Source organism: Stygiolobus caldivivus (genome assembly GCF_019704315.1).
GTDB classification, from domain to species: Archaea; Thermoproteota; Thermoprotei_A; order Sulfolobales; family Sulfolobaceae; genus Stygiolobus; species Stygiolobus caldivivus.
Window position 1 is genome coordinate 555,131 of sequence record NZ_AP024597.1, and the last position, 22,915, is coordinate 578,045.

The window sequence follows — 22,915 nt, forward strand, 5'->3', positions numbered from 1 at the left end:
CTATGCAGAGCAAAGACTTCGTTATACCAGTTTATGCTTCAGGTTTTTTTAATTTCAGTAGCGATGGGCAAGTAACACAATTTACCACATTTTACTACCTAGACAGAAGAGGCTATTACTTATCATTAGGTAAAAGGCGACTTAAGGAAGAATTAAAGACTATTAAGAATAACTTGCAAGCTATCATAGATGAAGAGGAAATCAGGATAAATGGAAAAAGGGTAAGAGCTTACGTCAAATGGGTCAAGATTAAGTTATTAGACCCACACCACCCTATGATCGAGTTCATCATAACGTTTACTGGGAGCTTAAAGAAAGGCATAAATGAATATTACAATACGTATGAAGAAGAAATAGCTGAATATCCATATGAAGCTCTATGGATCTTGCCGGGTAGAATAATTAAGGTTGACATGGCCGGCGAAGCCGAAGTGCGAGAAAACATTCTCAGGTTAAAAGTTAATAAAGGGACCAGAGTGGGAGGAAAAGAAGGTATTAGATTTCTTATAACTTAACGCTGTCTATCTTCTTAGCAAGCTCTACATCTAGGTCTGTTATTCCTCCTACATCATGCGTAGTAAGTTGGACAACTACTTTGTTGTAGTATATGCATACGTCGGGGTGGTGGTTCATGGAATCCGCAATAGGCTGAATCTTTGTTATAAACTCTACAGACTGCTTGAAGTCCTTAAAAAGAAATACTTTCTCTAGCTTATTTTCTTTTAGGCTCCAACCAGAAGATTGTGATAAAAAAACATCGATTTCTTTTCTATCGAGTTTTCTCATACTATTTCTTTTGGACTCATAATATAAAAACTCAGTACTTAAAGGAGTCTTCACAACTCCGACTGGGGAGTTGTCATCACTTTACTTCAGCTACCATCTTCTTTACGAACATATAAATTAATGGTATTAGCATTATACCGAAGGCTATAGCTAATCCCCATGCTAATGTCTGCAATATTGAAGTTACATTACCGAAAGGCTGTACTATTATCGCAACAGCGATTAGTATGAATATCGTGTAGAGCAAAAACCTCCCGTAAGTAGTTATGTAACCTGCGTTAGGGTCATTCTTCGCTATAGTATCTAGAGCTTTGTCAGTTATTGAGAAGCTGAACAGCAAGACTATAGAACCAATTAGGATGTCATAAAACAAGTAGGAACTTACTAGGGGAACCCATTCAAATATTGCCAGTTCGGCCGCAATTGTTATTATCACAGCATAAAGGCCGAACCTTAATACGCTCAATATCACTGATATAAACTGGTCTTGTATAGGCATCTGTCTAGCCATATAGTCTAATAAGACGTTGATCAGGCTCATACCTAGTGTCAGTAATAATATGGCACCAGCCAAATAGGGTAAATACCTCGCTATTATAGCAATGTATGTAGACGCAGCACCAAGTTGAAGTATAGAAAGGGCTATAGCTAGGCTCAATAAGATAATTAACGCTTTTACCGTACCCGCTACTAACGAAGCACTTATATTAACTGAAGAATGGGTAAATACTGTCCTTAAAACTCTCCCTACTATATCACTCACTATTACAGCGACTATGTAACCTATTAACACTATAATTATAAACAATATTATCGATGGTATTGCGTTTATTATTTCCGTCGCTAAATTAGTTAATGCTTGAGATATACTAGTTGCTTGATATAGGAATAACATCAGTTATACTATTCTTTCTATCCTTATAAAAAACTAATGACACATTAGCATTTAATTTGTTTTATCTTCATCTATTATTTTTCTTATTTTTTCTAGGATTCTTCCTAACCTTTCATTTTCTCTTTTCAATTTATCTATTTTTATTTTAATTTCACTAGCTAGCCTAAACTTCTCTACCAAATCACCGATGTCCTTTCCTACGTACTTACTCTTCAACTTACCGTCCTCCCAATACCTTAGGTAGTAATACTTTTTGCCTTTGACTAACTTCTCCTCTAAGTGGCCATTAGGCAGGGACTTTAGTTGCTCAGTTAATACTTTAATTTCCGCATCTAGCTCTTTCTTCCTTTCTTCAATTTCTTTAACTCTCTCCCAAATCAATTTCACCACCTTAATTACAGCCACTTAATTACAGTATGTTAACAGCGTTACAAGCCCTCCTCGTACTCTAACTGCATTGTTTCCTCTAACGCTTTCATGATTTTCTCTTTATCAGCCACCTCGATCACCTTCCTTATCCCCCCTGCTCTCCCCCTGTTTACAATCTTCACCTTTATAATACCAAACATATCCAGTTCAGATATGATATCGGAAAACCTCCTATATGAAAGCGGTTTTTGTTTATACTCAGTCGCTAGGTCTGTGTAAAGTTTATGAGCTGTCACCACGTCTTCTGCCCTTATAGAAGCCATTAACGCCAACTTATAATGGAAAGGTAATGCTTTTATAGCCTCTATAAGCCTCTCCTGTTCATACTCAGTAATTGCCCTATCTACGTGATCCTTTCTAATTATACCTTCGCCAGACGCTAACTGAGCTGCTCTAAACAACAAATTTACTGCCTTTCTGGCATCACCATGTTCCCTCGCTGATATCGCAGCAATATAGGATAAGATTTCGTCGTTATACGACCCTTTAAATAAACCATATTCGGCATATATTGAAAGGATATACTTCAATTGTTCCGCGTCATAAGGCTTGAAGAACACTGTCGGACCTAACGATGAGAGGACCCTGGGCTCCATATAATCCCTAATGTTTATGTCATTACTAATCATGATCACAGAGATATCTGTGTCCACACGTAGTAGCTGGTAAAGTACTATATCCCCTCCCCGTCTCTTGACCAAGGTGTCTACCTCGTCCAGGTAGACTAATGCCTTATGGTGCATCAGTTCCTCTTTGATCCTTTCTATATATTCCCCCAAGTTAATACCGTGCTTCGGGACATCGATCCCAGTCAGCTTTTCTGTGAGGGCTGACAATACTGCCTGTGGTGTACCTCCTACTTCTCTGCAATTTACATAAGCCTGTATTATACCATCATAATCTTTATCCTCTTTCTTTACCTCTTCGATTTCATTAAACATATACATAGCAACGAAAGTCTTACCAGTACCGGTCAGACCTAAGAATAATGTAGAGAACTTAACGGAGTTCTTGACAAAATACCTCACTGCTATTGCAAGTTCCTTCAGGATGTCTTCTCTAAATGGTATATCCTTAAATACAGTTAACGGGTCGATAAACACTTTAGGGTTTTTTATGACCTCGCCTTTCCCTCCTTTTAGTGTCTCTCTGATCGCCACGTGTCATTTCAGATGTTTCTTATGTTATTTTGGTTATCAGTTATTTCTAATGGTCTTACCAAATCATATAGAATGATAAGAATACCATTTGTTTTACTCCCCAGTTATACAGTAAATTTCAATCGTTTCACGATACCCATTATACCCTAAATCAGATACATTAAAATAATTTTACTATATCGAAATTATTATTTATAAACATAATACTGTGCGGAGTGTATTTCCGCAGGGCTTGACAGAGAGAGTAAACTTCTTCCGTTTCACGTAATATTTGGCTGTGATAGTCTGAAAGAGAGTTTGTATAATTAAAAAATAAGGGATATTTTTCGTCGCTGTACTAATGAGTTATTAAATTAGGCTTACGAAGGAAAACCTGGCTCTGTGTTTACAGGTTAGGGTATGTAAGGGATGGAAACAAAGGAAAAATACTGTAATAGGTTAATTTTCATTAATTATAGCTATTAGTGCGTCAGAGAACTCTTTGGTGCCTAGCGGTTTAACTCCCATAAATCTAGCTAGGTCCTGAGTAACCTGTTTCCTCTCTATAGCCTTATTTATACTCTTTTCTATTAGGTCAGCAGCTTTATCCCAACCCATAAACCTGAGCATCAGCTCTCCGCCTTTTATTATCCCCGTGGGGTTTGCTATGTTTTTACCGGCGTATTTCGGTGCGGTACCGTGTATCGCTTCAAACATTCCGCCATCATCACCTATATTTGCCCCACCTAGCATTCCGATATTACCTATTAGAGCACCTGCTGCATCAGAAATATAGTCACCGTTTACATTAGGGGCTAAGATTATATCGTATTCATCTGGCCTCGTTATAATCTGTTGGAACATATTATCGGCTATCCTATCATTAATTATGACTTTTCCTTCTGGTTTTACTCCCCGGTTAATTTCTTCTTCAGTAACTACATGTTCCCTAAACTCTTTAAGGGCTACTTCATAAGCCCACTCCCTAAATGCCCCTTCAGTGTATTTCATTACGTTTCCCTTATGCATTATAGTAACTTTTCTCCTACTGTTATTTAGAGCGTATTGGATTGCTAATCTAGTGATCCTCTGCGTCTTATACTTGCTTATTACTTTAACGCCTATCCCGGTGTCGTCTTCAATTTCCACTTTTAGCTGTTCTCTTAGAAATTCTCTTATTTTTTTAGCTTCTTGGCTATCATAAGGATACTCTATCCCTCTGTACAAATCATCGGTGTTTTCCCTGAAAATTATCATATCTACTTTCTCAGGGTTTTTCAGAGGGCTTTCTAAGCCTGGGATATACTTTACCGGTCTTATATTTGCATAGAGGTCTAACATAAGCCGTATAGCTACATTTACAGATTTCCATCCTTTGCCTATAGGTGTTTCTAGGGGTCCTTTTAATACAACTCTATACTTAAGGAGCATATCTTGAGTATCTTGAGGGAACCTATTTCCAGCTATTTTTTCGGCCTTTTCTCCCGCATATACTTCCATCCATTTTATCTCCTTCTTACTCCCGTATGCCTTTTCCACTGCGGCGTTAATTACCTTAATCGCGGCTTGAGTTATTTCGGGTCCTATCCCATCTCCTTCTATATATAAGATAACAGGCTTATCTGGTACAACCCATTTACCTTTTTCAAATGTGATCCTCTCTCCATCTCCAGGTTCTTTGTATAACATATCACTTTGTAGATTTACCACTAAGTTATTAGGCTTTACGAAAAAGGTTTTAAGGACATGGGATAATTGCATAATACCATGTGGTCAGCTCTAGCAATACTCTTACTTTTATTGACTGGGGTAGGAGTAGCTGTACTTCCCTTATCTCCCCAAAGTGTAACCACTAGCTCTCCTCAGGGTATGGTTAACGTAACTATAGTTATACCTCCAAAGAACGTAGAACTATTACAAATGTACGTTCAACAACACGTGGTCTTAAACCAGTCTCAAGTCGTAAAGACGTTTATCCCTACTCAAAAGATTTCCGATCTAGTCCAGCAATTGAGGTCTCATGGGATAAACGCTACCGTTAACCTAAACGTAATATCTTTTTCAGCACCCGCTCCGGTTGTAGAAAAACTCTTTCATGGGGAATTTGTTACCTTCACCTTTGAAGGTAAAAAAGTCTACGAGTTCTTGTCCCGCGATACGTCAATACCCGGTGTTATAATAGCTACTAACTTGACAGAAGCCTTGTTCAGTAAGCCCAGTACTTTATATAACATAACGCAGGCTGTAGCTTATTCATGTGTAACTCCAAGTGAAATCCAACAAGCCTATAACATAACTTATTTATTTAAGCACGGGATTAACGGTAGCGGGACTAATATAGGGATTCTGGACTTTGAAGGTGATCCTTACATTTATCAGCAACTGGAAAAGTTTGACCAAGAATACAACATTTCAGCGCCCCCGATGTTTAAGGTAGTCCCAATAGGAGCCTATAACCCTAATGACGGTATAGAGAGCGGTTGGGCACTAGAGATTTCTCTCGACGTGGAATATGCCCATGCTGCTGCTCCAGGGGCAGGTATTGTCTTATACGTAGCTAACCCCTCGGTATCTTTACCCCAGGCTATTGCGTATATTGACCAACAGGATGAAGTGAACGTCGTTTCGCAGAGCTTTGGGATCCCGGAAATTGATTTTCTATTGGGGCTTTTACCCTTATCATATCTCCAATCAATGATCTATGAGTATTGGATAGGTGAGGTAGAAGGTATAACGTTCCTAGGTGCAAGCGGTGATGCAGGTGGTAACGGGTATAATTTCTATCTGAGTCCTTTAGGCTCTCAAATTGTCCCGGCTGCTATACCTTACATTTTGGCTGTAGGAGGGAGTAGCCTCTATGTATCAGGGAATGAGAGTGTACAGACAGCGTGGAGTGGAGAAAGTGTAATAGGGAGTACCACAGGTGGGTTTAGTAGCATATTTCCCGCACCTCCTTATCAGGGGATGAAGGGGTTCAGGCAAGTACCAGACGTAGTGGCAGTAGGTAACCCTTACACTGGAGTTAACATAGTATATTACCACGGAGAAAGTATCCTTGTAGGCGGGACTTCTTTAGCTACCCCTACCGTTGCTGGTATAATAGACTTAGCTACTGAAGTCCACGGAAAGTTAGGGTTTGTGAATAATTTAATTTACTCGTTGAACTGCACTCCTGCACTCGTCCCTATAACTTTCGGCTATAATTCACCTTATGTAGCCAATTCTACTTATAACCCTGTCACCGGTCTAGGTTACATAAATGCAGGCTATTTAGTAGAGCTCCTTAAAGTCCCTAAGGCTACGCTGTCTTTAGCCGTCCAGAACACGACTTATTTGCCTGGTCAACAAGTTCAGGTCATAGCTAAGTTAAACGGTGTAAACAATAAACCGATGTCCTTAACTGCGGTTATTTACAATGGGACTGATATCTTAGGTCAGACCCAATTAGTGTATAACGGCTCATATTATGTAGGTTCATTTACAGCTCCTCAGTCTGGAGTTTATGAGGTTGTAACGAGGTATAATAACTTAGAAGGTTTTACGTACTTTATTGACGGTTATCAAGCTATTTTCATATTTCCAGTTTTAGCGATATATCCTATTCCTACAGCAATTCCAATTTTGGTGATGGTAGATTATCCAAACGGCACTTTAGTACCTTCGTTCAATAATACTCAATTAGAGGTTTACTCGGAAAACCAACTAAACGGTAAATTAACAGTGATAGGTTCCACGACTTTGACCAGTGTCCCTATCATTAACATAACGGCTTTAGGGATATCTATTAAGTATAAGACTGGCATACTGGAGGGTTACATCAATTATACAAGTGTAAAAGATTTGGGAGGGGTATTAGTGTTAAAAGTAGCTAATACTTTAGGTCTCGATGAGATAGTCCTAGGTTCTTATGTAGTACCTATAATTATACCCAATTCTTTTGCAGAGCCTACTGTGATATATCCTGGTGAAAATATTACGGCAGAGGTAGCAGTCGAAAGCTTAGGTATGCCTAACGTGAGCGTCTCCTTTATTAAGGGGGGTAAAGTATTTTGGAACTTCACTGTTAATTCTATAACGTATAACGGTCTTGCTTATTATATAAGGCAAGTTACAGTCCCTATGAATTTAACACCCGGATATTATGATGTTAAAGCTTACGGTATATACAGTAACGGTACTTATGTTACTTTTGGTGAAGGGTATACACAAGTCTATGTAGCTTCCAGCTCATTAAGTTACAGAGCGCACATAAGTTCTATAGCGTTTGAGAACCAAACAGTTACGGTCAAGGTAGGTATTTATTATCCCAATGGCACGCCAGTTAAATTCGGGACATTTAGTGCTATAATAGTCCCGAGATACCTAGTCTCACAACTGGACGACCTGGAAATATCTAATACGGTACCTCTAACATATAATCACGGTGTTTGGCTAGGTAATTTCACACTGCCTTCAGGAAATAGTCCTAACAGCGGTATATCAAGTAGTGACGCTTCTGGTGTATGGGACGTATATATTGTAGGGTCCTCTTATAATGGTTATGCAATTCCCTTTAACTCCACTCTTAATTACGAGAGTTTAACAATTAGTCCTTTATATGACGGTTTGACTTTTGTGGTACTACCTTATACTTACGTGGAGAACTTTAGCGGTAGTCTAGCTTACGGGCTCTATATCGAGAATGCCGTATTTAAAAACGAGAATGTAACACTGGTTAACTCTATCGTGGAAAACTTAACGGCTGTTAACTCATCTATTCTACTAATAAATACGCAAGTGCATCACCTAGATTTAATAAATTCGGAGATTTTAAAGAATATCTCTACGGCAACAGAAAGTAACATTAATGTTGTAACTTCTTCCTCATCCAGTACTCCTAACTATAGTAGTAATCACTCTACCAGTGCCTTACACGGTAATTTCTTCACAGCCGAGGTGGTAATCGCTATCTTAATATCCTTTGCACCTTTAATATATTTCAGTTTAAGGAAGAAGTAGTTTTTTATTATCTTTTATCGGGTTTTACTCAAATAAAGTCAATGGGGAAACTATTTTTAACCTCAATGAAGTCATAAGAATACTGTGGAGAACAATAGGAGTAGACAACAAAAAAAGAGGAAGAAAAGTAAAGAGAGTATATTAGCGTTTAAAAAAGAGCTTAAGGCTATGGTGCTTGAACCTATTTATGGTGATAATATGAAAGACATCGTAACTAGGCTTACCTCCAAATTAGAGGAGATAGCTGAGTCATACGGTTATGAAATTGAATTCCCTGAGAGAGCTAAAAAAGACATTGAGGGGGACATATATTACTTTATCTACCCGGTTAAAGTGAAGACTAGACACGGTTCTAAGAAGATAAACCTTGAAGTACAATACATGATTTATGATGAAGGCAAATGGATGGGTGTCATAACTGAAGTTAAATAATTTTAAGGAAATTCTACCTTGTAGTTATATATAATATTCCTCTATTCTTCTCCTTACATTCCAGCCTTCATCGTATAATTCTTCAAGACCTTTGTCTAAGTCACGCTTTAATTGTTTTAGGTTATCTGCCATGTTTTGCGAATATTTAGATTCGAGAATTTGAACAAACTCATTAAGATCCATAAAGTTTTCTGCAATATCATGAGGTTCTTTCTTAAAGAAACCAAAGAAGCTCTTTTTATACTTATACACCTGCGTGCCAATGGCAATAGCCCTATCTGCGAAGTCTTTAACTAGTAAAAAGGGTACAATAACGTCTACTTTTTCATCCAGATAAGGTGCTCTTTTATACATCCCTTTTAGTTTGTTAAGTTCTTCTTCACAAGCACGTTTTATTGAGCTCAGCTGGTTTACCACATTTTGAAGTAAGTTATCTAGTTCTATGATTTTATTGTTAATGTCTTCTAATTCTTTCTGTTTTTGCTGGTTTAACAGATTTATTTCTGAAGCAAGGTTTCTTACTTCATTTTTGTATTTATTTTTAATGTTAGTGATAGAAGAATTTATCTCATTTATGTACTTTACCTTTGTAAGAGCTAATGCTTCTAAGTCTTTCTCAGATACTAAACCTGCCTCTTTATCAATTTCAGTCTTAGCTATTAAAACCTCGATATCAGCTAATTTATCGTATAGTCTTTTTGACTCAGAGGATAATTCACTTTCTAATTTTTTCTTTGTTTCGAGCATCTTATGCTTTAATTCTTCTTTCTTAGCCGATATTAATTGATCATATTTGTCTTCAATTTGTTTCCTCTCCTCTGCCCTTTTCCCTTTGAGAATAGTTATTATAGTAGTTACTTTGCTGATAACACTTTCTATTATTAAGATATTATCCGTGATGGCTTTTTCTCGTAAATTAAGGTCTTGTAGTAGTGTATCTAAATCAAACTGTGAAGCCTCCTTTTGTAAAATACTTACAGGGAGTTGAGGACTTCCAGTGGAAAGTATTGGAGTAATGTCATTATTTACAAGCCCCCTAAAAGTCATTTCTTCGTAACCTTTGGTAGCATGCCATTTAAAAGACTTGAGTAAAGCGAGTATTTCAGCTTCATTCTTACTGTTTTGAAGAGTACTTAATGTACGGTCGTAATTCTGAAGAATTGTAAACTGTAATTTTGTAGTTATATTCATGGTCTGGTCAAAAATTATATACCCTCCGTTTTTTTCGTTCTTAACCAATGTTAAAGGCCAACCAATTAGTTGTCCGGATTTTATCTTTACTTCCCTACCGGTTGCCCTAACCAATGCAATAGCCATCTGTTTTTCTATATTCAAAGGCTGTTTATTAGCATCAATAGCCAACGGTAGATATATTGATTCCACAAATATACTTTGTCATAGTATTATATAAGTTGTTTCAACTTAAAGATCGAGAGGCACATGAAAGTCCTAATAACTTTCCGCTTTTTTGATGAATGGGTAAACAGAATAAGGGAAAACGGGATAGAAATTATACAGTGGAAAGAAGAGAAAGCACCTCCTAAAAAATGGATCATGGACAATGTGACCGACGTTGACGGGATCTTATGCACATTAAATACTAGAATAGATAAGGATATAATTTCTATTGCTAAAAAGCTAAAAGTGATAAGCACCTATAGCGTAGGTTTTGACCATATAGACGTTAAAGAGGCTAAGAGCAAAGGAATAAAGATTGGATATACTCCTGAAGTACTAACAGAGACTACTGCAGACTTAATATTTGGGCTAATTTTAGCTGTAGCGAGGAGAATAGTAGAGGGAGATAAGCTCATAAGGGAAGGTAAATGGATGATCCCGTGGCAACCAGACTTTTTGTTAGGTTATGACGTTTATGGAAAAACCTTAGGGATTATAGGGATGGGAAGGATAGGTAAAGCAGTTTATAGGAGGGCTAAGGGGTTTAACATGCATGTTATATATTATTCCAGAAGCAAGAAGTATGATATAGAGGCTGAATACGTATCTCTTGACGAGCTGTTACAAAGGTCAGACTTCGTAGTGGTTACGGTCGACTTAAACGAGTCGACTTATCATATGATTAATGAAAAGGCGTTGAAAATGATGAAAAGAAACGCATTCTTGATAAACGCTTCCAGAGGGAGAACAGTTGACGAGAAAGCTTTAGTGAAAGCATTAGAAGAAAAATGGATAGCAGGAGCTGCATTAGATGTCTTTGAAGAAGAGCCAATCAATAAGGACCACCCTCTTTTAAAGTTTAATAACGTAGTTGTAACTCCTCATATAGGTAGTGCTACCTTCGAGACTAGGCATAAGATGGCCGAAATCGCAGTAGAGAACTTAAAAAGGGGTCTAAGAGGAGAAAAATTAGTCTATGAATTGTAAAGGGTTAAAAATACTCAGCCTTTTTCTTTATCTCTTCCCTTAATTTATTTAGTTCTTCTATAAGTATAGGGTCTTCAGACTTTATTTGCTTAATAGTATCCGTTATCCCTACTTCGGTAACTTTATTATCAAAATAGAGCGTAGTAGACGCCACCAGATAAACTAACTTGCTTTTCTCGGCTTCAAAAAATTCGTCCATTTTTCCTTGAATACCTATGGCCTTAAGCATATCTCCCCTTTTGACTGACTTAACCCAGCTCTTCTTTCCTTTTAATTCATTCACATAATCACTTTGATAAGCGATTTCATCAACTACATAATACAAATCAGCGTTGATCTCTTCTCTTTTTCTTTTCTCCACCACTTCAACCGCTAATGCCTGAATATCAACTGGGTCTATTGTGATGTCTTCTCTTCTCGGATATGAAGTAAAGCCTTGCGATAAGGCCTCTTCTTCTATTAGTTTAAATATCTTCTCTATATCTTTTTCTGCTAACGATAGGCTAAAATTGCGTCGAGACAGTATTGCGGCCATAGAGTGCAAAAAATAAACGTCTAAAGTTATAAACAGTGATAAAATTCTGTCAATGTTTTCAAAGTGTTTAGTTAACCCCCATAGCAAAAAATTTTTCCTTACATATTTTTTAGGCCAATTATCTAACGTATACAAGATTGGCGGTTTGGCGTAACTTAAAGATACAAAATATCCACCGTTTATCTTCTTATACACTGGCACTACTAGATCTTTATTTAAACCGGTTTTTTCTGCTAGTGCTATATAATTCATAGTAACCTTACCTCTTCAGACCTGGCCACTCTCCTCACTGATTCAGCAAAGAGTGTAGTCATCAACTATATAAAAGAAGAAGAGGCAAAAATAAAAAATTATTACTTCTCAATATATCCTTTCTCTACCAATAGTTCAGCTGCTAGTATTCCACCACCAGCAGCTCCTCTTACGGTGTTATGTACTAAGGATGCAAGTCTCACTGTCCTCTTATTTACTTGTGATATTCTACCTACTACTACGCTCATACCCGGCACATCACCGGCCCATCTATCAAAGTACACTGTAGGCCTGTTGTCCTTCTCAGCTACCAGTATCGGTTTTGAAGGTGCTGTAGGTAGTTTCAGTTCCTGAGGTAATCCTGTAAAGTTCGCTAATGTCTCCTTAACCTTCTCTGCAGGAGTCTCCTCCTTGAACGTTACGTATAGTACTTCATAGTGGCCCACTATAGTAGCTATTCTATGGGTAGTAGCTGATAGCGTAACTTCTTCTAGTTTAGGCTCGTTTACATTCCTCTTTACTTCGCTCAGTACTCTGAACACTTCTTTTATAGTCTTGGCATCGTATGCGTCTCCCAGAACCTTTATATTGTCAATTACGTCGAGTGATGCTACACCTGGATACCCTTCACCTGAGACAGACTGCATTGTGGTTATGAATGCCCCGTCCATCTTGAAGTTCATAAAGATAGGGGCTAACGGGAATAACGCTCCTTGGGCAGTGCATAGAGGTGTGGTAACTATGAAACCCTTCCAGTCTCTTCTTTTCTTCTGCTCGTCTATTAGCGATATAGTATGTGGATTCAGTTCGGGCACTAATAGTGGGACGTCTGGATCAAACCTGTGGTCGGGAGAGTTACTTATGACCGGATAACCTAACTTTGCAAACTGTTCCTCAACCGGCCCTGCTGCACCTGCTGGTAATGGGGAGAAGATTATATCTACACCTTCTTGTTCCATTAGTTTCGGGTCTGTAGGTTTTACTTCCATATCAGCTACTTCTTTCGGTACTTGACCTACTGTCTGCCACCTCGTCACTTCTTCATAAGGTTTTCCTACGGAACCTTTACCGGCTAAATATGCTGGTTTTATGTAAGGGTGGTTAGCTAACATTCTAACGTATTCTATTCCTACTAGTCCCGTTGCACCGAGAATTGCGGCTTTAAGAGTTCTTCTCATAAGTATCACCTATATTACTCAATTGGGAAATATAAATTTGCTTTAAAAATATAAGCTTTACAATTTGATAAAAAACAGTTTATGTTAAAAGAAGATTATGTCAAAAGGACAGCCCCTCTCGATGACGAGGAGACCAGTTTTGAATATTGGGCTAGCAACCCAGACTTATACCTAGGTGGTGGAGGGCTCCATTCATCTTTTCTTTTCTTTAATTCTTCTGCTGTAAGTTCTACTTCAAGTTTTCCCTTGTCGGCATCTATAACAATTATGTCTCCATCTTTAAGTAATGCAATAGTCCCACCTACAGCAGCTTCTGGTGCTACATGCCCCACCATAATTCCCCTTGTTGCACCTGAAAACCTCCCGTCCGTGATCAGGGCGACTTTTTCACCAAGCCCTTGTCCTACTATAGCGCTAGTTACCGCTAACATCTCCCTCATGCCGGGGCCTCCTTTAGGTCCTTCATACCTTATGACTACTACATCATTTTCTTGAATTTTACCTTCTAGTACAGCCTTAAACGCTTCCTCCTCAGAGTTGAATACTTTTGCAGGGCCCTTATGGTACTTTATTTTGCTTGCAGAGACTTTCATAACAGCGCCTTCTTCAGCAAGGTTCCCTTTTAATATCCTTATCCCACCTGTAGGAGCAAATGGGTTCTTAACATCTCTTACTATATGTTCATGGGGTATAGGGGGAATTTTATATTCTGCCAAGTTCTGTTTTACCGTCTTACCAGTAACGGTCATAACATCACCGTGAAGTAGGCCAGCTTCTAGTAGTTTCTTCATTAGTAGGGGTGCCCCGCCTACTCTATGGAGGTCAGCCATGACATACTCCCCTCCAGGTTTCATATTTACGATCTCAGGGGTCCTCATACTTATTCTGTCAAAATCTTCTAGAGTTAGTTTCACTCCGGCTTCATGTGCTATTGCTAGTAGGTGGAGTACTGCATTTGTAGACCCACCAGATGCCATCAGTACAGTTATAGCGTTTTCAAACGCCTCAAAGGTCAAGATATCTCTGGGCCTAAGTCCTATTTCTACTAGGTGCATTAACGCTTTACCCGTCTCAAACGCGTACCTCGTCCTCATTGCGTCTACTGCAGGAGGAGATGAACTCCCTGGTAATGCTAGGCCCAATGCTTCAGTTATTAGCCCCATAGTATTAGCTGTATACAGCCCCCCACAAGTGCCCGGGCCCGGTATAGCGTTATCTTCCATTAACCTCAAGTCTTCGGCTGTTATCTTTCCTTTAGAATACGCTCCTACAGCTTCATATACGTCTTGGATGGTTATGGGTTTCCCTTTATAATCACCTGGTAGTGTGGATCCTCCATACATAATAATTGAAGGTATATTTAGCCTTGCCATCGCCATCATCATGCCAGGGGGCGTTTTATCGCATCCAGCTAAGGCTACAAAAGCGTCATAACCGTGAGCGTTTACGACTAGTTCTACTGTATTTGCTACTATTTCTCGGCTTACAAGTGAATATTTCATACCTTCACTTCCCATAGCAATTCCGTCAATTACAACTGGTGCCGTAAAGACTCTAGGTGTGCCCCCTGCACTTCTTACTCCTTCTTTGACTATATTTGAAAGTCCTAAAAGATGAATATTACAAGGCCCTGCTTCATTCCATGCGACTGCAACTCCTACTATAGGTTTTGATATATCATTGTCGGTTAATCCCATTGCCTTAAGGAATGCCCTATTAGGCGCTTTTTCGTAACCTCCGTATATTGTGTTCGACCTTTTTTTAGGCGTGTAGTCTGACATCATGATATTAACAAGTTCGAAATTTTTAAATTATTTATATTAACATCGTCTTTATCCAACAGTTTTCGTTCTATAAATTTTACTTTTCGACAGAGGTTTTACAGTGTATATTAGGTACTTTTTTAATTTCACGTAGGTTTTGCGATAATAGTCATCTGCGGGTCGCTTATTTCGAATTTTTTCAATGAATAGCCGCTATACACATCTAGTACCTCAAACCCTGCTTTTCTCATTAATTGTACAATTTCATGGAGACTATAATACCTCTGAGAAAACGTTATTTTTTCTACTTCCTTTCCGTCCTTTATGTATGAACGTGTCACCTGAAGCCTTGAAGTAAAAGGGTCGAAACTGTTCTTATCTATGACCAGAAAAGGGGGTACGTAGGAATGTATTATCTCTGGTCTGTCGTAAATTAGAAAATCTCTGTTATCGAGGTTTACTATTAGAATCCCGTCATTCTTTATCACTCCCCTGAACTCCCTCAAAATTTTTAAATCATCTTCTTCTTCGTAATACCCCAAGCTGTTAAATATGTTTATAATAATATCATAAGATCCTCCATTAAGTAGTTGGGTTAATTTTCTCATATCCCCTTTAAGGAAATTCCCTTTGGGCACATTTTCTTTGGATTTCTTTACCATTTTTTCTGAGATGTCTACTCCAGTGACCTCATAACCGAGTTCTGACAAGAAGTAGCTTACTCTACCTATTCCACAAGGTACATCAAGAACCTTTTTCCCTTTAATGTTAAATTTTCTAGACATTTCGTCTATCCATTTTGCCCATTTATTACCCTCTTCCCATAACTTCAACATCTCATTTATATAAAGGTCTGATTCAAAGATCTTCAGCCAATATTCGTCCATTAACTTAAATTATAACGCCTGAATAATAAAACTGATGAAGCTATTAATCATCTTTTTATTATTACTAACTGTAGTAGCATATACTGCAAATGCTGTCATAACTCTTTCCCCTGGAGACGTTTTTATTTATGAACTTTCAGTCTCTCATCAGGACGAGTTATTTACATACAATTACACATTTATAATAAATTCAGTAAATAGAGGGACGATCAATTTTACAATGATCGTAATAAACTTAAACAACGATACGTCCGCTTCGGAGACCTACGTATTCCCTACAACCGACTTAAAATACCTTCCTTATAATGGTTCATTGTTTAACACGGAAAACCTGACATTTTACGGTTACGAATTATTTAAGGGACAAAATTCTTCTGTATATACCGGGTATTTCTTGTTTAACGGGGTTAAAATACCGATTAAAGCGTACTATGTAAATGGTACTCTGGACTATTTAAACGGCAGTTACAACGGGTATTATGTCCAGTTAACATTAGTGGCCCACTATAATCAAAATGAACAAACACAAGTTAGTACTACTCTCACTAATTACATCGTTCTAGCTATAGTTATTATTTTCATAGTAGTTGGGGTAGTTTTACTAGTTAAAATAGGTAAAATCTAAAGAAGAGATAAAAAAGAATTTATTTCAAATGTATACAAATCGGTCTAGGACAGTATATCAAGCCCTACTTTATCGAGGTTTTTAAGCCAATTAAGGAATTTTTTAGCGTTATCTCCTATAAATATTGAGCCGTGTTGGGGAGCAACAATATTAATTTCCAAACCTTCTATTTTCTTAGACCAAAGTTCTATAGCTTTCCTTGAAGCTATATACCTCCTATGAAACCACTCCATAATTTTAACATGCTCTTCAAAATTATCTACTATTAAATACCACTTATCTTTAAAGACAGCCGCACCCATGTCGCCAGAGAAGTAAATTTTTGCTATCGGGTCGTAATAGTGGAAGTTACCCGGAGAGTGCATAAAGTGAGCTGGTATAGCTTTGATCATAAACTTACCGAAGTTAATGTCCATACCTTCATCAGGTAGGTCTATAATCCTATCCCGTAGGTCAACTCCCAAATGGGGGATGAACCTTTCCCATAAATATGACACATATATTTTAGCATTGGGCACCATATCGAGCCATAATGTTAGTCCGCCTATAACGTCTGGGTCTTGGTGGCTATACAATATCGCCTTAACGTTTTCTGGTTTAACGAACCTAGTAGCGTTTTCGAAGACCCTTTCGAAGACGAAATAACCGCCAGGATCGATCAGTACTCCCTCATCGCCGTGCATGACGAGGTACTGGTTAGTCAATATACCTTTTTCAGCTTCGCTTTCGTCCAGCCCCAGCCAAATAAATTTGTGATCATTTGACTCATATAGTATGTAAGGCTCATGAACTTTCATCTTCAACAACACCCGGGATCTCTGGGACAAGTAATACGTATACGTTAAGTTTGAACTCACCTGAGAGCGAACTTAATGCGTTTTCGTCACTGAAGTACTCTTTCCCATTATCGTTTACATAGACCCCTTTTAGCTCGCCGTTAATGAAGAGTAACCTGAAAGAGGCTGAAGTAGCCGATGCGGATACGTAGATAGTTTTATACTTTGAAAGGACTTCTCCTATAGAACCTAGAACCGTATCAAGCATTTGTCCCTTAGGTATTGATATTCCTTCGGACTTCACCAGACGGGACTTCAGTAGAAGTTTTGAGACGAAACTCAACTTGTTTAATTGTTTAGAATAATCGAATTCCTTTTCATTAGATTTAGCTTCTATTTCGGAAACTCTCTTAACTTCTCTACTTATTCCTTCTAGTAAACTCTCTGCTATATCAGATAAATATTTCTTCACAATCCACTCTTTTTCTCCGCTATATTCTATAGCAACATGGACTAAACTAGTAGAGTTTTTATTATCTCTCACATTGATAAAAATTTGAAATCTATTATTTCTTCCTGTTAATGACTTAAGAGTATAGCCGAACATTAATGATGACTGTTGAGAAAAAGAGACTTCGAAAGTGTCCTTAAAACTTAATAGCAAAAATCTAGAAAACTGTAAGGTAATAGTGTTTCTTCCTCTTTCTACTTGATATGGAAAATAAGAGAGTAATGTATCAGTATCTTTTACCACTGAAATTACGCTAGTTGAATTAGCGTTCACAGTTTCTTCTGCTAGATGAGTTAACATATATTATATTTGGGGGAAAGGCTTAAAAAGATAATTATACCATAAAACTCTAATCAAAACCTTTAACAGTGTTAAATGATTTGATTTTATTTAATGATTGTTCTTACTTCTGAACAACTTGAACAAGTCCTGACGCCAGATATCGCCATTAATGCAGTTAGACAAGCTTTTTCTCTATACTCATCAGGTAAAATAACACAGCCCCAACGGCAAGTGTTGACAATAAAGGGAAATTGGTGGGGAATTATGCCCTCCTTTTGGGAAAGGTCTGTGGTAATCAAGATAGTGAATGTAATTCCCGATAATAAGAGAAGGGGTATAGCAGCTGTCCAGGGCTCTGTCCTGCTATTCTCACCTGAGACGGGAGAACCCTTAGCCCTCTTAGACGGGACAACCCTTACTGCGATAAGGACTTCAGCAGCGAGCGTCCTTTCAGCAGAGTTAGCCTTTGACAGCAGGAATATAGGAAACCTAGGAGTCATAGGGGCGGGGACGGAGGCGAGGTATCATATAAAGCTTGCTACAAGCTATTTGAAATATTCGAAGGTAATGGTGACCGCGAGGAGCTCTCATACTCAACTAGCGAAAGAATTTGGAGCGGAGGCTGTAGATTTAGAGACGTTGCTTAAAAGTTCTGATGTCATTTTTGCCACAACATCTTCTTCCAGCCCAGTAGTACTCGGGAAATTTCTAAAGGACGACTTTCATGTTTCGAGTATTGGGGCTCATACACCTGAATCCAGAGAAATAGATGATGAAACTATAAAGAAAACTAAGACCTTTTTTGTAGACTCATTAGAAGCTGTAGGTAAAGAGGCTGGGGACTATATCCAACCAACCAAGGCCGGTATCTTAAAGCAAGCCCTAGAAATAGGGGAAATTATTAACAAAGGGGTTAAGGTACAGAGGCCGTCTGTGTTCAAGACCGTAGGTATTGCCGCTCAGGACAACATAACAGCCCTAGTCGCTTATGAAGAGGCAGTAAAGAAAGGTATTGGGGTAAAGATCACTTAGGCTTCCAGATCACGTTAGGGTTAGACGTCCTCTTGTTTATATAGAGTGCCATGACGAAGAGGAGAGAGGAAAGCCTATTAAGATAAATGACGTGCTCGTGTTTAACTTTTGGATGGGTCTTCGATATCCTTACCACGCTTCTTTCCGCCCTCCTGCATATAGCTCTAGATAAGTGAAGAAATGACGAGGCTATATGCCCTCCGGGTAATACAAAATTTTTCAGGGGCTCAAGGGGTTCAGAATATTTTCTTATGAGGTCTTCAATTTCTCTTACCTTGTTCCCATCAAAATGTAGATCGAAGCCTGCTATTTCTGATGAAATTGAAAAGATATCGTTTTGTATTTTCTCAATGTCTTGTCTTATTTCAGGAAAAAGAGAAGATACTACACCTAAGGAAGAATTTAACTCATCTAAATCTCCTAATGCGTTCACCACGTCCTCGTCTTTCCACACTTCTCCCACAGACGGTACTCTTGTCTTACCGCTATCGCCTGTACCAGTATACCACATTATAACTTAACATCTCCACTTAGCTTTAATTAGCTTTGCTCACATCTATTTCAAGTGAAAAGAGTAGTACCAATTTTGACAGTAATTTTGGTATGGAGCTCTGCTTATCCTTTGATAAAAATAGCCTTAGAATATGTTTCCCCGATAGTCCTAGCTATAATAAGGCTACTAGTAGGAGGAATTATCCTTGCAATTTACGGCAAAGGGATAATTTATGGTAAAAAGGAACTGATAGGGGGGCTAATTAATGTAGGTGCTTTCATGTTATTTCTAAATTTTGGTGTCATGTATTCTGAAAATCCGGCCTTATCTGCCACTTTAATCTACACACAGCCTATATTTCTCATACTGTTAAGTGCTATATTTTTGAGAAGGAGAGCGTCAGTACTCCAGATCCTCGGAACAATTATAGCTATAAGCGGTGCTATTTATTCAGCTGGGATAACCGGGTTCGGGCTAGGTAGTATAATATCGATAATTGGAGGGCTAGTCTGGGCAATAGGTACTTTATACTACCAAGTGTTTTTATACAGTAGAGACATTGTCAAGTTAAACTCTTTTATGGCCCTAATATCATCAATTTTCCTATTGCCCTTTACCCCCTTTAATTACTACTTCAAATTAAGTTTAATCGGGATCTCTGTAGCCGTACTGATAGGAGTTACGGCACAAGCAGTAGGTTTTATAGCGTGGTTTAGTTCTATTAAGACGTTAGGACCTTTTTTATCTAGTTCACTTTCTCTACTTGTACCCGCGCTCTCTTACGTGTTTTCTTACGTGATCTTAGGTATTGTGCCAACTATACAGCAGTTACTAGGCTCAGCGATAGTCTTAGCCGGTATATTTTTGACAATCATGGCAGGAAAAGTAAGGAAACCAACTGGTTGACCGCTGGGCCTAATCTTAACTGTCCGTGTTTTCTTAGCTTTCAATCTTTTTACCTAATTACGCACGGTATATAGCCTTACTTACTTATTTATCCTGTTAGAATTTTACGTACAATATTTTACCTAAAAATCTTCATGTGTGATATATTTTATACTCGGTCTGTTAATAGGGGGCCAAGAGTACTTTAGTATGAACCGTACACATTTTCTGGGCAGAAGGACGAGGTCTTGCCCTATAGTGTCTGACATAGTATAATAGCTAAACGACTATTATTACATACTTCCCATTTAAGCTTTAGAACCTCAAATATTTAACGTAAATTAGAGTATAAGCATTGTAATTATTCAGTTAATACTTAACCGTAGAGGTTTTCCAATAGAAGGCGTTCTGTGACATTTGTCCTATGCGCTTCTTAGACAAAATCAAATACACTAGTTATCTTTTTTATAGCTCACATTGGCTTTGATCGCGATTTCGAAGGTTTATTGGCATGAAAACGTGTTTTGCTTATTCTCCTTCGTATCTAGAGTTTACTCCCCGGTTTAAGGACTTCCCCGTGGGGTACTTGTACTTCAGGAGATATTAGAGCTCCTAGTTTACTGATTCTACCCCTTATCACACTAGCGGGATAGCTCGATGTAATAACACTAGCTCCTAACTTTGCTTTCCTCCCTACAATGGTAGAAGTAAGATAACTTTTGGACCCTACCTCTGCATAAGGTTGAACAGAACTCCTGGCTATTTCACAATAAGCCCCTATTATAGCGTTATTCTCTATGGAGGAGTAGTCCCTAATTAAGGAATATGTCCCTATGTAAGCGTTCTTACCTATATACGCAGGTCCCTTAATTACAGCATAGTCGTCTATTATAGCGTTATCATCTACTATAACTTTCTTCCCGATTATCGCTGTCTTAGCTATTTCGCTAGTATCTGAAATCACGGTTTTTTCCCTCTTAAGCATCATCTCTATTCCGTTTATAATATCTTCTGGGTATCCTATATCTAGCCATTCTTCGCTCCAAATAAAGTATTTTAGCTTATCTCCTTTAGACTGTAGATATGTTAAGAAGTCGTCAATTTCCTCGTTTCTGATCACATACGCACCGCCTAAAGCTAGAGTCGACCCTTCGTTAGTTATTATAATCCCCCTATCTGTAAGTTTAACGAGTCCGTAAGTTTGTAGCCCCTCGCTTATAGGGATCAGGGGTACTACGACTTCTGCTCCTGAAGTGAGGTAAGCGTTAACTAGGCTGATGTAGAACTCCTCCGGTGCTAAGATATCTCCAAAAGCCACCACTAATGTGTCCTCACTTGCTTTTTCGATCCCGTCCTTTACTGCTCCGTTAATCCCTTCCCTCTTTTGGACGACTATATCTATACTTATATCTTTTAACTCTAGGTCTTCTTCTAACCGTTTCCTACCTTTTTCAGTAGTCACGACTATGAAGTCCTTTATCCCGGCTTTCCTTAGACCTTGTATTGAATATGAAATAAGCATCCTACCCAAGAGACTTATCGTCTCCTTTTGTTCCTTGTCCGAGTAGGGACTTAACCCCTCTCCCTTACCTCCCGCAAGGATAATAGCCTCCATACTTTCACATATATTCGGGGAATTAATAACAATGATCGTCGAAGCTAATGTACCCCTTAAACTCACGCTATTCGGAGAACATGCAGTAGTGTATGGTAAACCAGCTATTGCGTATACTATATCGGAAAACCTTAAAGTAAGAGTGAGGGAGAGCGAGAAGTTCTATGTAGCTTCTGACAATTTACAGCTAAAGGGGATAAGGGTAGACCTACACGAGTTCAAGATAGAAAACGAGAACGTAAAAAAGGTAATCTCATACGTTACAGAGGTCATTAATTACTTTTCAGAAAAATACGGGTTTAATAACGAAAGGAAAGCACTAATTGAGATAGAGTCTAACGTAGACCCTTCTGTCGGTTTAGGTACGAGTGCCGCAGTAGTAGTAGGGACAGTTATAGCGTATTCCAAGTTTTTGGGTTTAGACCTACAAAAACAAGATATAGCAAAGATCTCCCACGAAATAGAACTTAGAGTCCAGGGTATTGCGAGCATTATGGACACGCATACTGAAACATATGGCGGTTTTCTACTCATAAGGGAAAATAAAGTTGAAAACTTGAATATACCGGTACCCCTGACATTCTCGGCAGGGTATTTCAGGAGGATAATGACCACTGCAGAGATGCTACGTAACGTTAAAAACCTCAAAGATAGGGATCCTTCCCTATTCAATTCCCTTATCGACAGTATTGAAAGGGTTACGCTAGAGGCAAAAGAAGCGTTAATTTCAGGCGATATAGACCGTTTAGGCGAATTAATGTATGTGAACCACGGGCTACTCTTTTCACTGGGCGTTACGGTCCCTATACTGGATCAGTTTGTTTCCATGTCAAGGGCTTCTGGAGTTAAAGGTTGTAAAGTGAGCGGAGGAGGAGGTGGGGGAGCTGTAATATGTACTAAAGACCAGAGGGCAGAACTATTAATGAACGCTCTAGGAGGCAGGATCGTAAACGCTAACCCGACTTTTCAAGGCGTTACGGTAAAATTAATTTAGTGCAATTAGTGTAAAAATAAACT

At 38.5% G+C, this 22,915-nt stretch carries 22 protein-coding genes; 8 read left to right on the forward strand and 14 right to left on the reverse strand.

What is annotated here, in order from left to right:
- The first annotated feature begins 2 nt into the window (after positions 1-2).
- Positions 3-515, forward strand: coding sequence for a hypothetical protein (locus tag KN1_RS02865; RefSeq protein WP_225905763.1), 513 nt, complete (start codon positions 3-5; stop codon positions 513-515).
- On the opposite strand, the gene KN1_RS02870 is transcribed toward KN1_RS02865, so the two are convergent.
- The 5 genes from KN1_RS02870 to KN1_RS02890 form a co-directional block, all read right to left on the reverse strand.
- Positions 505-786, reverse strand: coding sequence for a 4a-hydroxytetrahydrobiopterin dehydratase (locus KN1_RS02870; RefSeq protein WP_221289327.1), 282 nt, complete (start codon positions 784-786; stop codon positions 505-507). The two genes, KN1_RS02865 and KN1_RS02870, sit on opposite strands and share 11 nt — an antisense overlap.
- Before the next feature lie 76 nt (positions 787-862).
- Entirely contained in the window at positions 863-1,681 is an 819-nt protein-coding gene (locus tag KN1_RS02875) for a mechanosensitive ion channel family protein (RefSeq protein WP_221289328.1), read from the reverse strand.
- A gap of 51 nt (positions 1,682-1,732) precedes the next feature.
- Positions 1,733-2,068: a DUF6788 family protein gene (locus KN1_RS02880; RefSeq protein WP_225905764.1), complete on the reverse strand. Its 336-nt coding sequence runs from the start codon at positions 2,066-2,068 to the stop codon at positions 1,733-1,735.
- A gap of 41 nt (positions 2,069-2,109) precedes the next feature.
- Positions 2,110-3,270: a Cdc6/Cdc18 family protein gene (locus KN1_RS02885; RefSeq protein WP_221289330.1), complete on the reverse strand. Its 1,161-nt coding sequence runs from the start codon at positions 3,268-3,270 to the stop codon at positions 2,110-2,112.
- 438 nt (positions 3,271-3,708) lie between these two features.
- Entirely contained in the window at positions 3,709-4,938 is a 1,230-nt protein-coding gene (locus KN1_RS02890) for an NADP-dependent isocitrate dehydrogenase (protein WP_221289331.1), read from the reverse strand.
- A 78-nt stretch (positions 4,939-5,016) separates the two neighbouring features.
- Here KN1_RS02890 and KN1_RS02895 point away from each other — a divergent pair, with 78 nt between their 5' ends.
- Both KN1_RS02895 and KN1_RS02900 read left to right on the forward strand, forming a co-directional pair.
- Entirely contained in the window at positions 5,017-8,247 is a 3,231-nt protein-coding gene (locus KN1_RS02895; protein ID WP_221289332.1) for a S53 family peptidase, read from the forward strand.
- A gap of 84 nt (positions 8,248-8,331) precedes the next feature.
- Positions 8,332-8,679, forward strand: a complete 348-nt coding sequence (locus KN1_RS02900; RefSeq protein ID WP_221289333.1) for a hypothetical protein — start codon at positions 8,332-8,334, stop codon at positions 8,677-8,679.
- Between the two features lie 24 nt (positions 8,680-8,703).
- Here KN1_RS02900 and KN1_RS02905 read toward each other — a convergent pair whose 3' ends face one another.
- Positions 8,704-10,062 carry a coiled-coil domain-containing protein gene (locus KN1_RS02905; RefSeq protein ID WP_221289334.1) on the reverse strand — a complete coding sequence of 453 codons (1,359 nt, stop codon included), beginning with the start codon at positions 10,060-10,062 and terminating at the stop codon, positions 8,704-8,706.
- A gap of 57 nt (positions 10,063-10,119) precedes the next feature.
- On the opposite strand from KN1_RS02905, the gene KN1_RS02910 reads away from it, so the two are divergent.
- Positions 10,120-11,064, forward strand: a complete 945-nt coding sequence (locus KN1_RS02910) for a 2-hydroxyacid dehydrogenase (protein ID WP_221289335.1) — start codon at positions 10,120-10,122, stop codon at positions 11,062-11,064.
- Positions 11,065-11,068: 4 nt separating this feature from the next.
- Here KN1_RS02910 and KN1_RS02915 read toward each other — a convergent pair whose 3' ends face one another.
- The 4 genes from KN1_RS02915 to KN1_RS02930 all read right to left on the reverse strand — a co-directional run bounded on the left by KN1_RS02915 (position 11,069) and on the right by KN1_RS02930 (position 15,679).
- Complete coding sequence (locus KN1_RS02915) at positions 11,069-11,851, reverse strand: hypothetical protein (protein ID WP_221289336.1); 783 nt, start codon at positions 11,849-11,851, stop codon at positions 11,069-11,071.
- Positions 11,852-11,952: 101 nt separating this feature from the next.
- Complete coding sequence (gene asd / locus KN1_RS02920) at positions 11,953-13,029, reverse strand: aspartate-semialdehyde dehydrogenase (protein WP_221289337.1); 1,077 nt, start codon at positions 13,027-13,029, stop codon at positions 11,953-11,955.
- A gap of 95 nt (positions 13,030-13,124) precedes the next feature.
- Positions 13,125-14,810, reverse strand: a complete 1,686-nt coding sequence (gene ilvD, locus KN1_RS02925; RefSeq protein WP_221290504.1) for a dihydroxy-acid dehydratase — start codon at positions 14,808-14,810, stop codon at positions 13,125-13,127.
- A gap of 128 nt (positions 14,811-14,938) precedes the next feature.
- Positions 14,939-15,679, reverse strand: coding sequence for a class I SAM-dependent methyltransferase (locus KN1_RS02930; protein ID WP_221289338.1), 741 nt, complete (start codon positions 15,677-15,679; stop codon positions 14,939-14,941).
- Between the two features lie 34 nt (positions 15,680-15,713).
- On the opposite strand from KN1_RS02930, the gene KN1_RS02935 reads away from it, so the two are divergent.
- On the forward strand, positions 15,714-16,304 hold the full coding sequence (locus tag KN1_RS02935; protein WP_221289339.1) for a hypothetical protein: 591 nt from the start codon (positions 15,714-15,716) through the stop codon (positions 16,302-16,304).
- A gap of 44 nt (positions 16,305-16,348) precedes the next feature.
- Here KN1_RS02935 and KN1_RS02940 read toward each other — a convergent pair whose 3' ends face one another.
- Together KN1_RS02940 and KN1_RS02945 are read right to left on the reverse strand one after the other, a co-directional pair.
- Entirely contained in the window at positions 16,349-17,101 is a 753-nt protein-coding gene (locus KN1_RS02940; RefSeq protein WP_221289340.1) for an oxygen-binding di-iron domain-containing protein, read from the reverse strand.
- On the reverse strand, positions 17,088-17,891 hold the full coding sequence (locus tag KN1_RS02945) for a hypothetical protein (protein WP_221289341.1): 804 nt from the start codon (positions 17,889-17,891) through the stop codon (positions 17,088-17,090). The genes KN1_RS02940 and KN1_RS02945 overlap by 14 nt, the downstream gene beginning before the upstream one ends.
- Before the next feature lie 93 nt (positions 17,892-17,984).
- Between KN1_RS02945 and KN1_RS02950 the strand changes: the two genes are divergently transcribed.
- Positions 17,985-18,905: an ornithine cyclodeaminase family protein gene (locus KN1_RS02950; protein ID WP_221289342.1), complete on the forward strand. Its 921-nt coding sequence runs from the start codon at positions 17,985-17,987 to the stop codon at positions 18,903-18,905.
- Here the strand turns inward: KN1_RS02950 and KN1_RS02955 are convergent.
- Positions 18,898-19,416 carry a cob(I)yrinic acid a,c-diamide adenosyltransferase gene (locus KN1_RS02955; RefSeq protein WP_221289343.1) on the reverse strand — a complete coding sequence of 173 codons (519 nt, stop codon included), beginning with the start codon at positions 19,414-19,416 and terminating at the stop codon, positions 18,898-18,900. The genes KN1_RS02950 and KN1_RS02955 overlap by 8 nt on opposite strands.
- Positions 19,417-19,470: 54 nt before the next feature.
- Between KN1_RS02955 and KN1_RS02960 the strand changes: the two genes are divergently transcribed.
- Positions 19,471-20,304: a DMT family transporter gene (locus KN1_RS02960; RefSeq protein ID WP_225905765.1), complete on the forward strand. Its 834-nt coding sequence runs from the start codon at positions 19,471-19,473 to the stop codon at positions 20,302-20,304.
- Between the two features lie 523 nt (positions 20,305-20,827).
- Here the strand turns inward: KN1_RS02960 and KN1_RS02965 are convergent.
- Positions 20,828-21,898, reverse strand: a complete 1,071-nt coding sequence (locus KN1_RS02965; RefSeq protein WP_221289344.1) for a sugar phosphate nucleotidyltransferase — start codon at positions 21,896-21,898, stop codon at positions 20,828-20,830.
- 31 nt (positions 21,899-21,929) lie between these two features.
- Between KN1_RS02965 and mvk the strand changes: the two genes are divergently transcribed.
- Complete coding sequence (mvk, locus tag KN1_RS02970) at positions 21,930-22,892, forward strand: mevalonate kinase (RefSeq protein ID WP_221289345.1); 963 nt, start codon at positions 21,930-21,932, stop codon at positions 22,890-22,892.
- The last annotated feature ends 23 nt before the right edge of the window (positions 22,893-22,915 follow it).

What these genes read in the sequence shown, in the direction of transcription:
- KN1_RS02915 (WP_221289336.1), bottom strand. Translation starts at nt 11,851, where the DNA reads ATGAATTATATAGCACTAGCAGAAAAAACCGGTTTAAATAAAGATCTA.
- KN1_RS02910 (WP_221289335.1), top strand. Translation starts at nt 10,120, where the DNA reads ATGAAAGTCCTAATAACTTTCCGCTTTTTTGATGAATGGGTAAACAGA.
- ilvD (WP_221290504.1), bottom strand. Translation starts at nt 14,810, where the DNA reads ATGTCAGACTACACGCCTAAAAAAAGGTCGAACACAATATACGGAGGT.
- KN1_RS02895 (WP_221289332.1), top strand. Translation starts at nt 5,017, where the DNA reads ATGTGGTCAGCTCTAGCAATACTCTTACTTTTATTGACTGGGGTAGGA.
- KN1_RS02950 (WP_221289342.1), top strand. Translation starts at nt 17,985, where the DNA reads ATGATTGTTCTTACTTCTGAACAACTTGAACAAGTCCTGACGCCAGAT.
- KN1_RS02940 (WP_221289340.1), bottom strand. Translation starts at nt 17,101, where the DNA reads ATGAAAGTTCATGAGCCTTACATACTATATGAGTCAAATGATCACAAA.
- KN1_RS02965 (WP_221289344.1), bottom strand. Translation starts at nt 21,898, where the DNA reads ATGGAGGCTATTATCCTTGCGGGAGGTAAGGGAGAGGGGTTAAGTCCC.
- asd (WP_221289337.1), bottom strand. Translation starts at nt 13,029, where the DNA reads ATGAGAAGAACTCTTAAAGCCGCAATTCTCGGTGCAACGGGACTAGTA.
- KN1_RS02875 (WP_221289328.1), bottom strand. Translation starts at nt 1,681, where the DNA reads ATGTTATTCCTATATCAAGCAACTAGTATATCTCAAGCATTAACTAAT.
- KN1_RS02930 (WP_221289338.1), bottom strand. Translation starts at nt 15,679, where the DNA reads ATGGACGAATATTGGCTGAAGATCTTTGAATCAGACCTTTATATAAAT.
- mvk (WP_221289345.1), top strand. Translation starts at nt 21,930, where the DNA reads ATGATCGTCGAAGCTAATGTACCCCTTAAACTCACGCTATTCGGAGAA.
- KN1_RS02865 (WP_225905763.1), top strand. Translation starts at nt 3, where the DNA reads ATGCAGAGCAAAGACTTCGTTATACCAGTTTATGCTTCAGGTTTTTTT.
- KN1_RS02890 (WP_221289331.1), bottom strand. Translation starts at nt 4,938, where the DNA reads ATGTTATACAAAGAACCTGGAGATGGAGAGAGGATCACATTTGAAAAA.
- KN1_RS02935 (WP_221289339.1), top strand. Translation starts at nt 15,714, where the DNA reads ATGAAGCTATTAATCATCTTTTTATTATTACTAACTGTAGTAGCATAT.
- KN1_RS02870 (WP_221289327.1), bottom strand. Translation starts at nt 786, where the DNA reads ATGAGAAAACTCGATAGAAAAGAAATCGATGTTTTTTTATCACAATCT.
- KN1_RS02955 (WP_221289343.1), bottom strand. Translation starts at nt 19,416, where the DNA reads ATGTGGTATACTGGTACAGGCGATAGCGGTAAGACAAGAGTACCGTCT.
- KN1_RS02945 (WP_221289341.1), bottom strand. Translation starts at nt 17,891, where the DNA reads ATGTTAACTCATCTAGCAGAAGAAACTGTGAACGCTAATTCAACTAGC.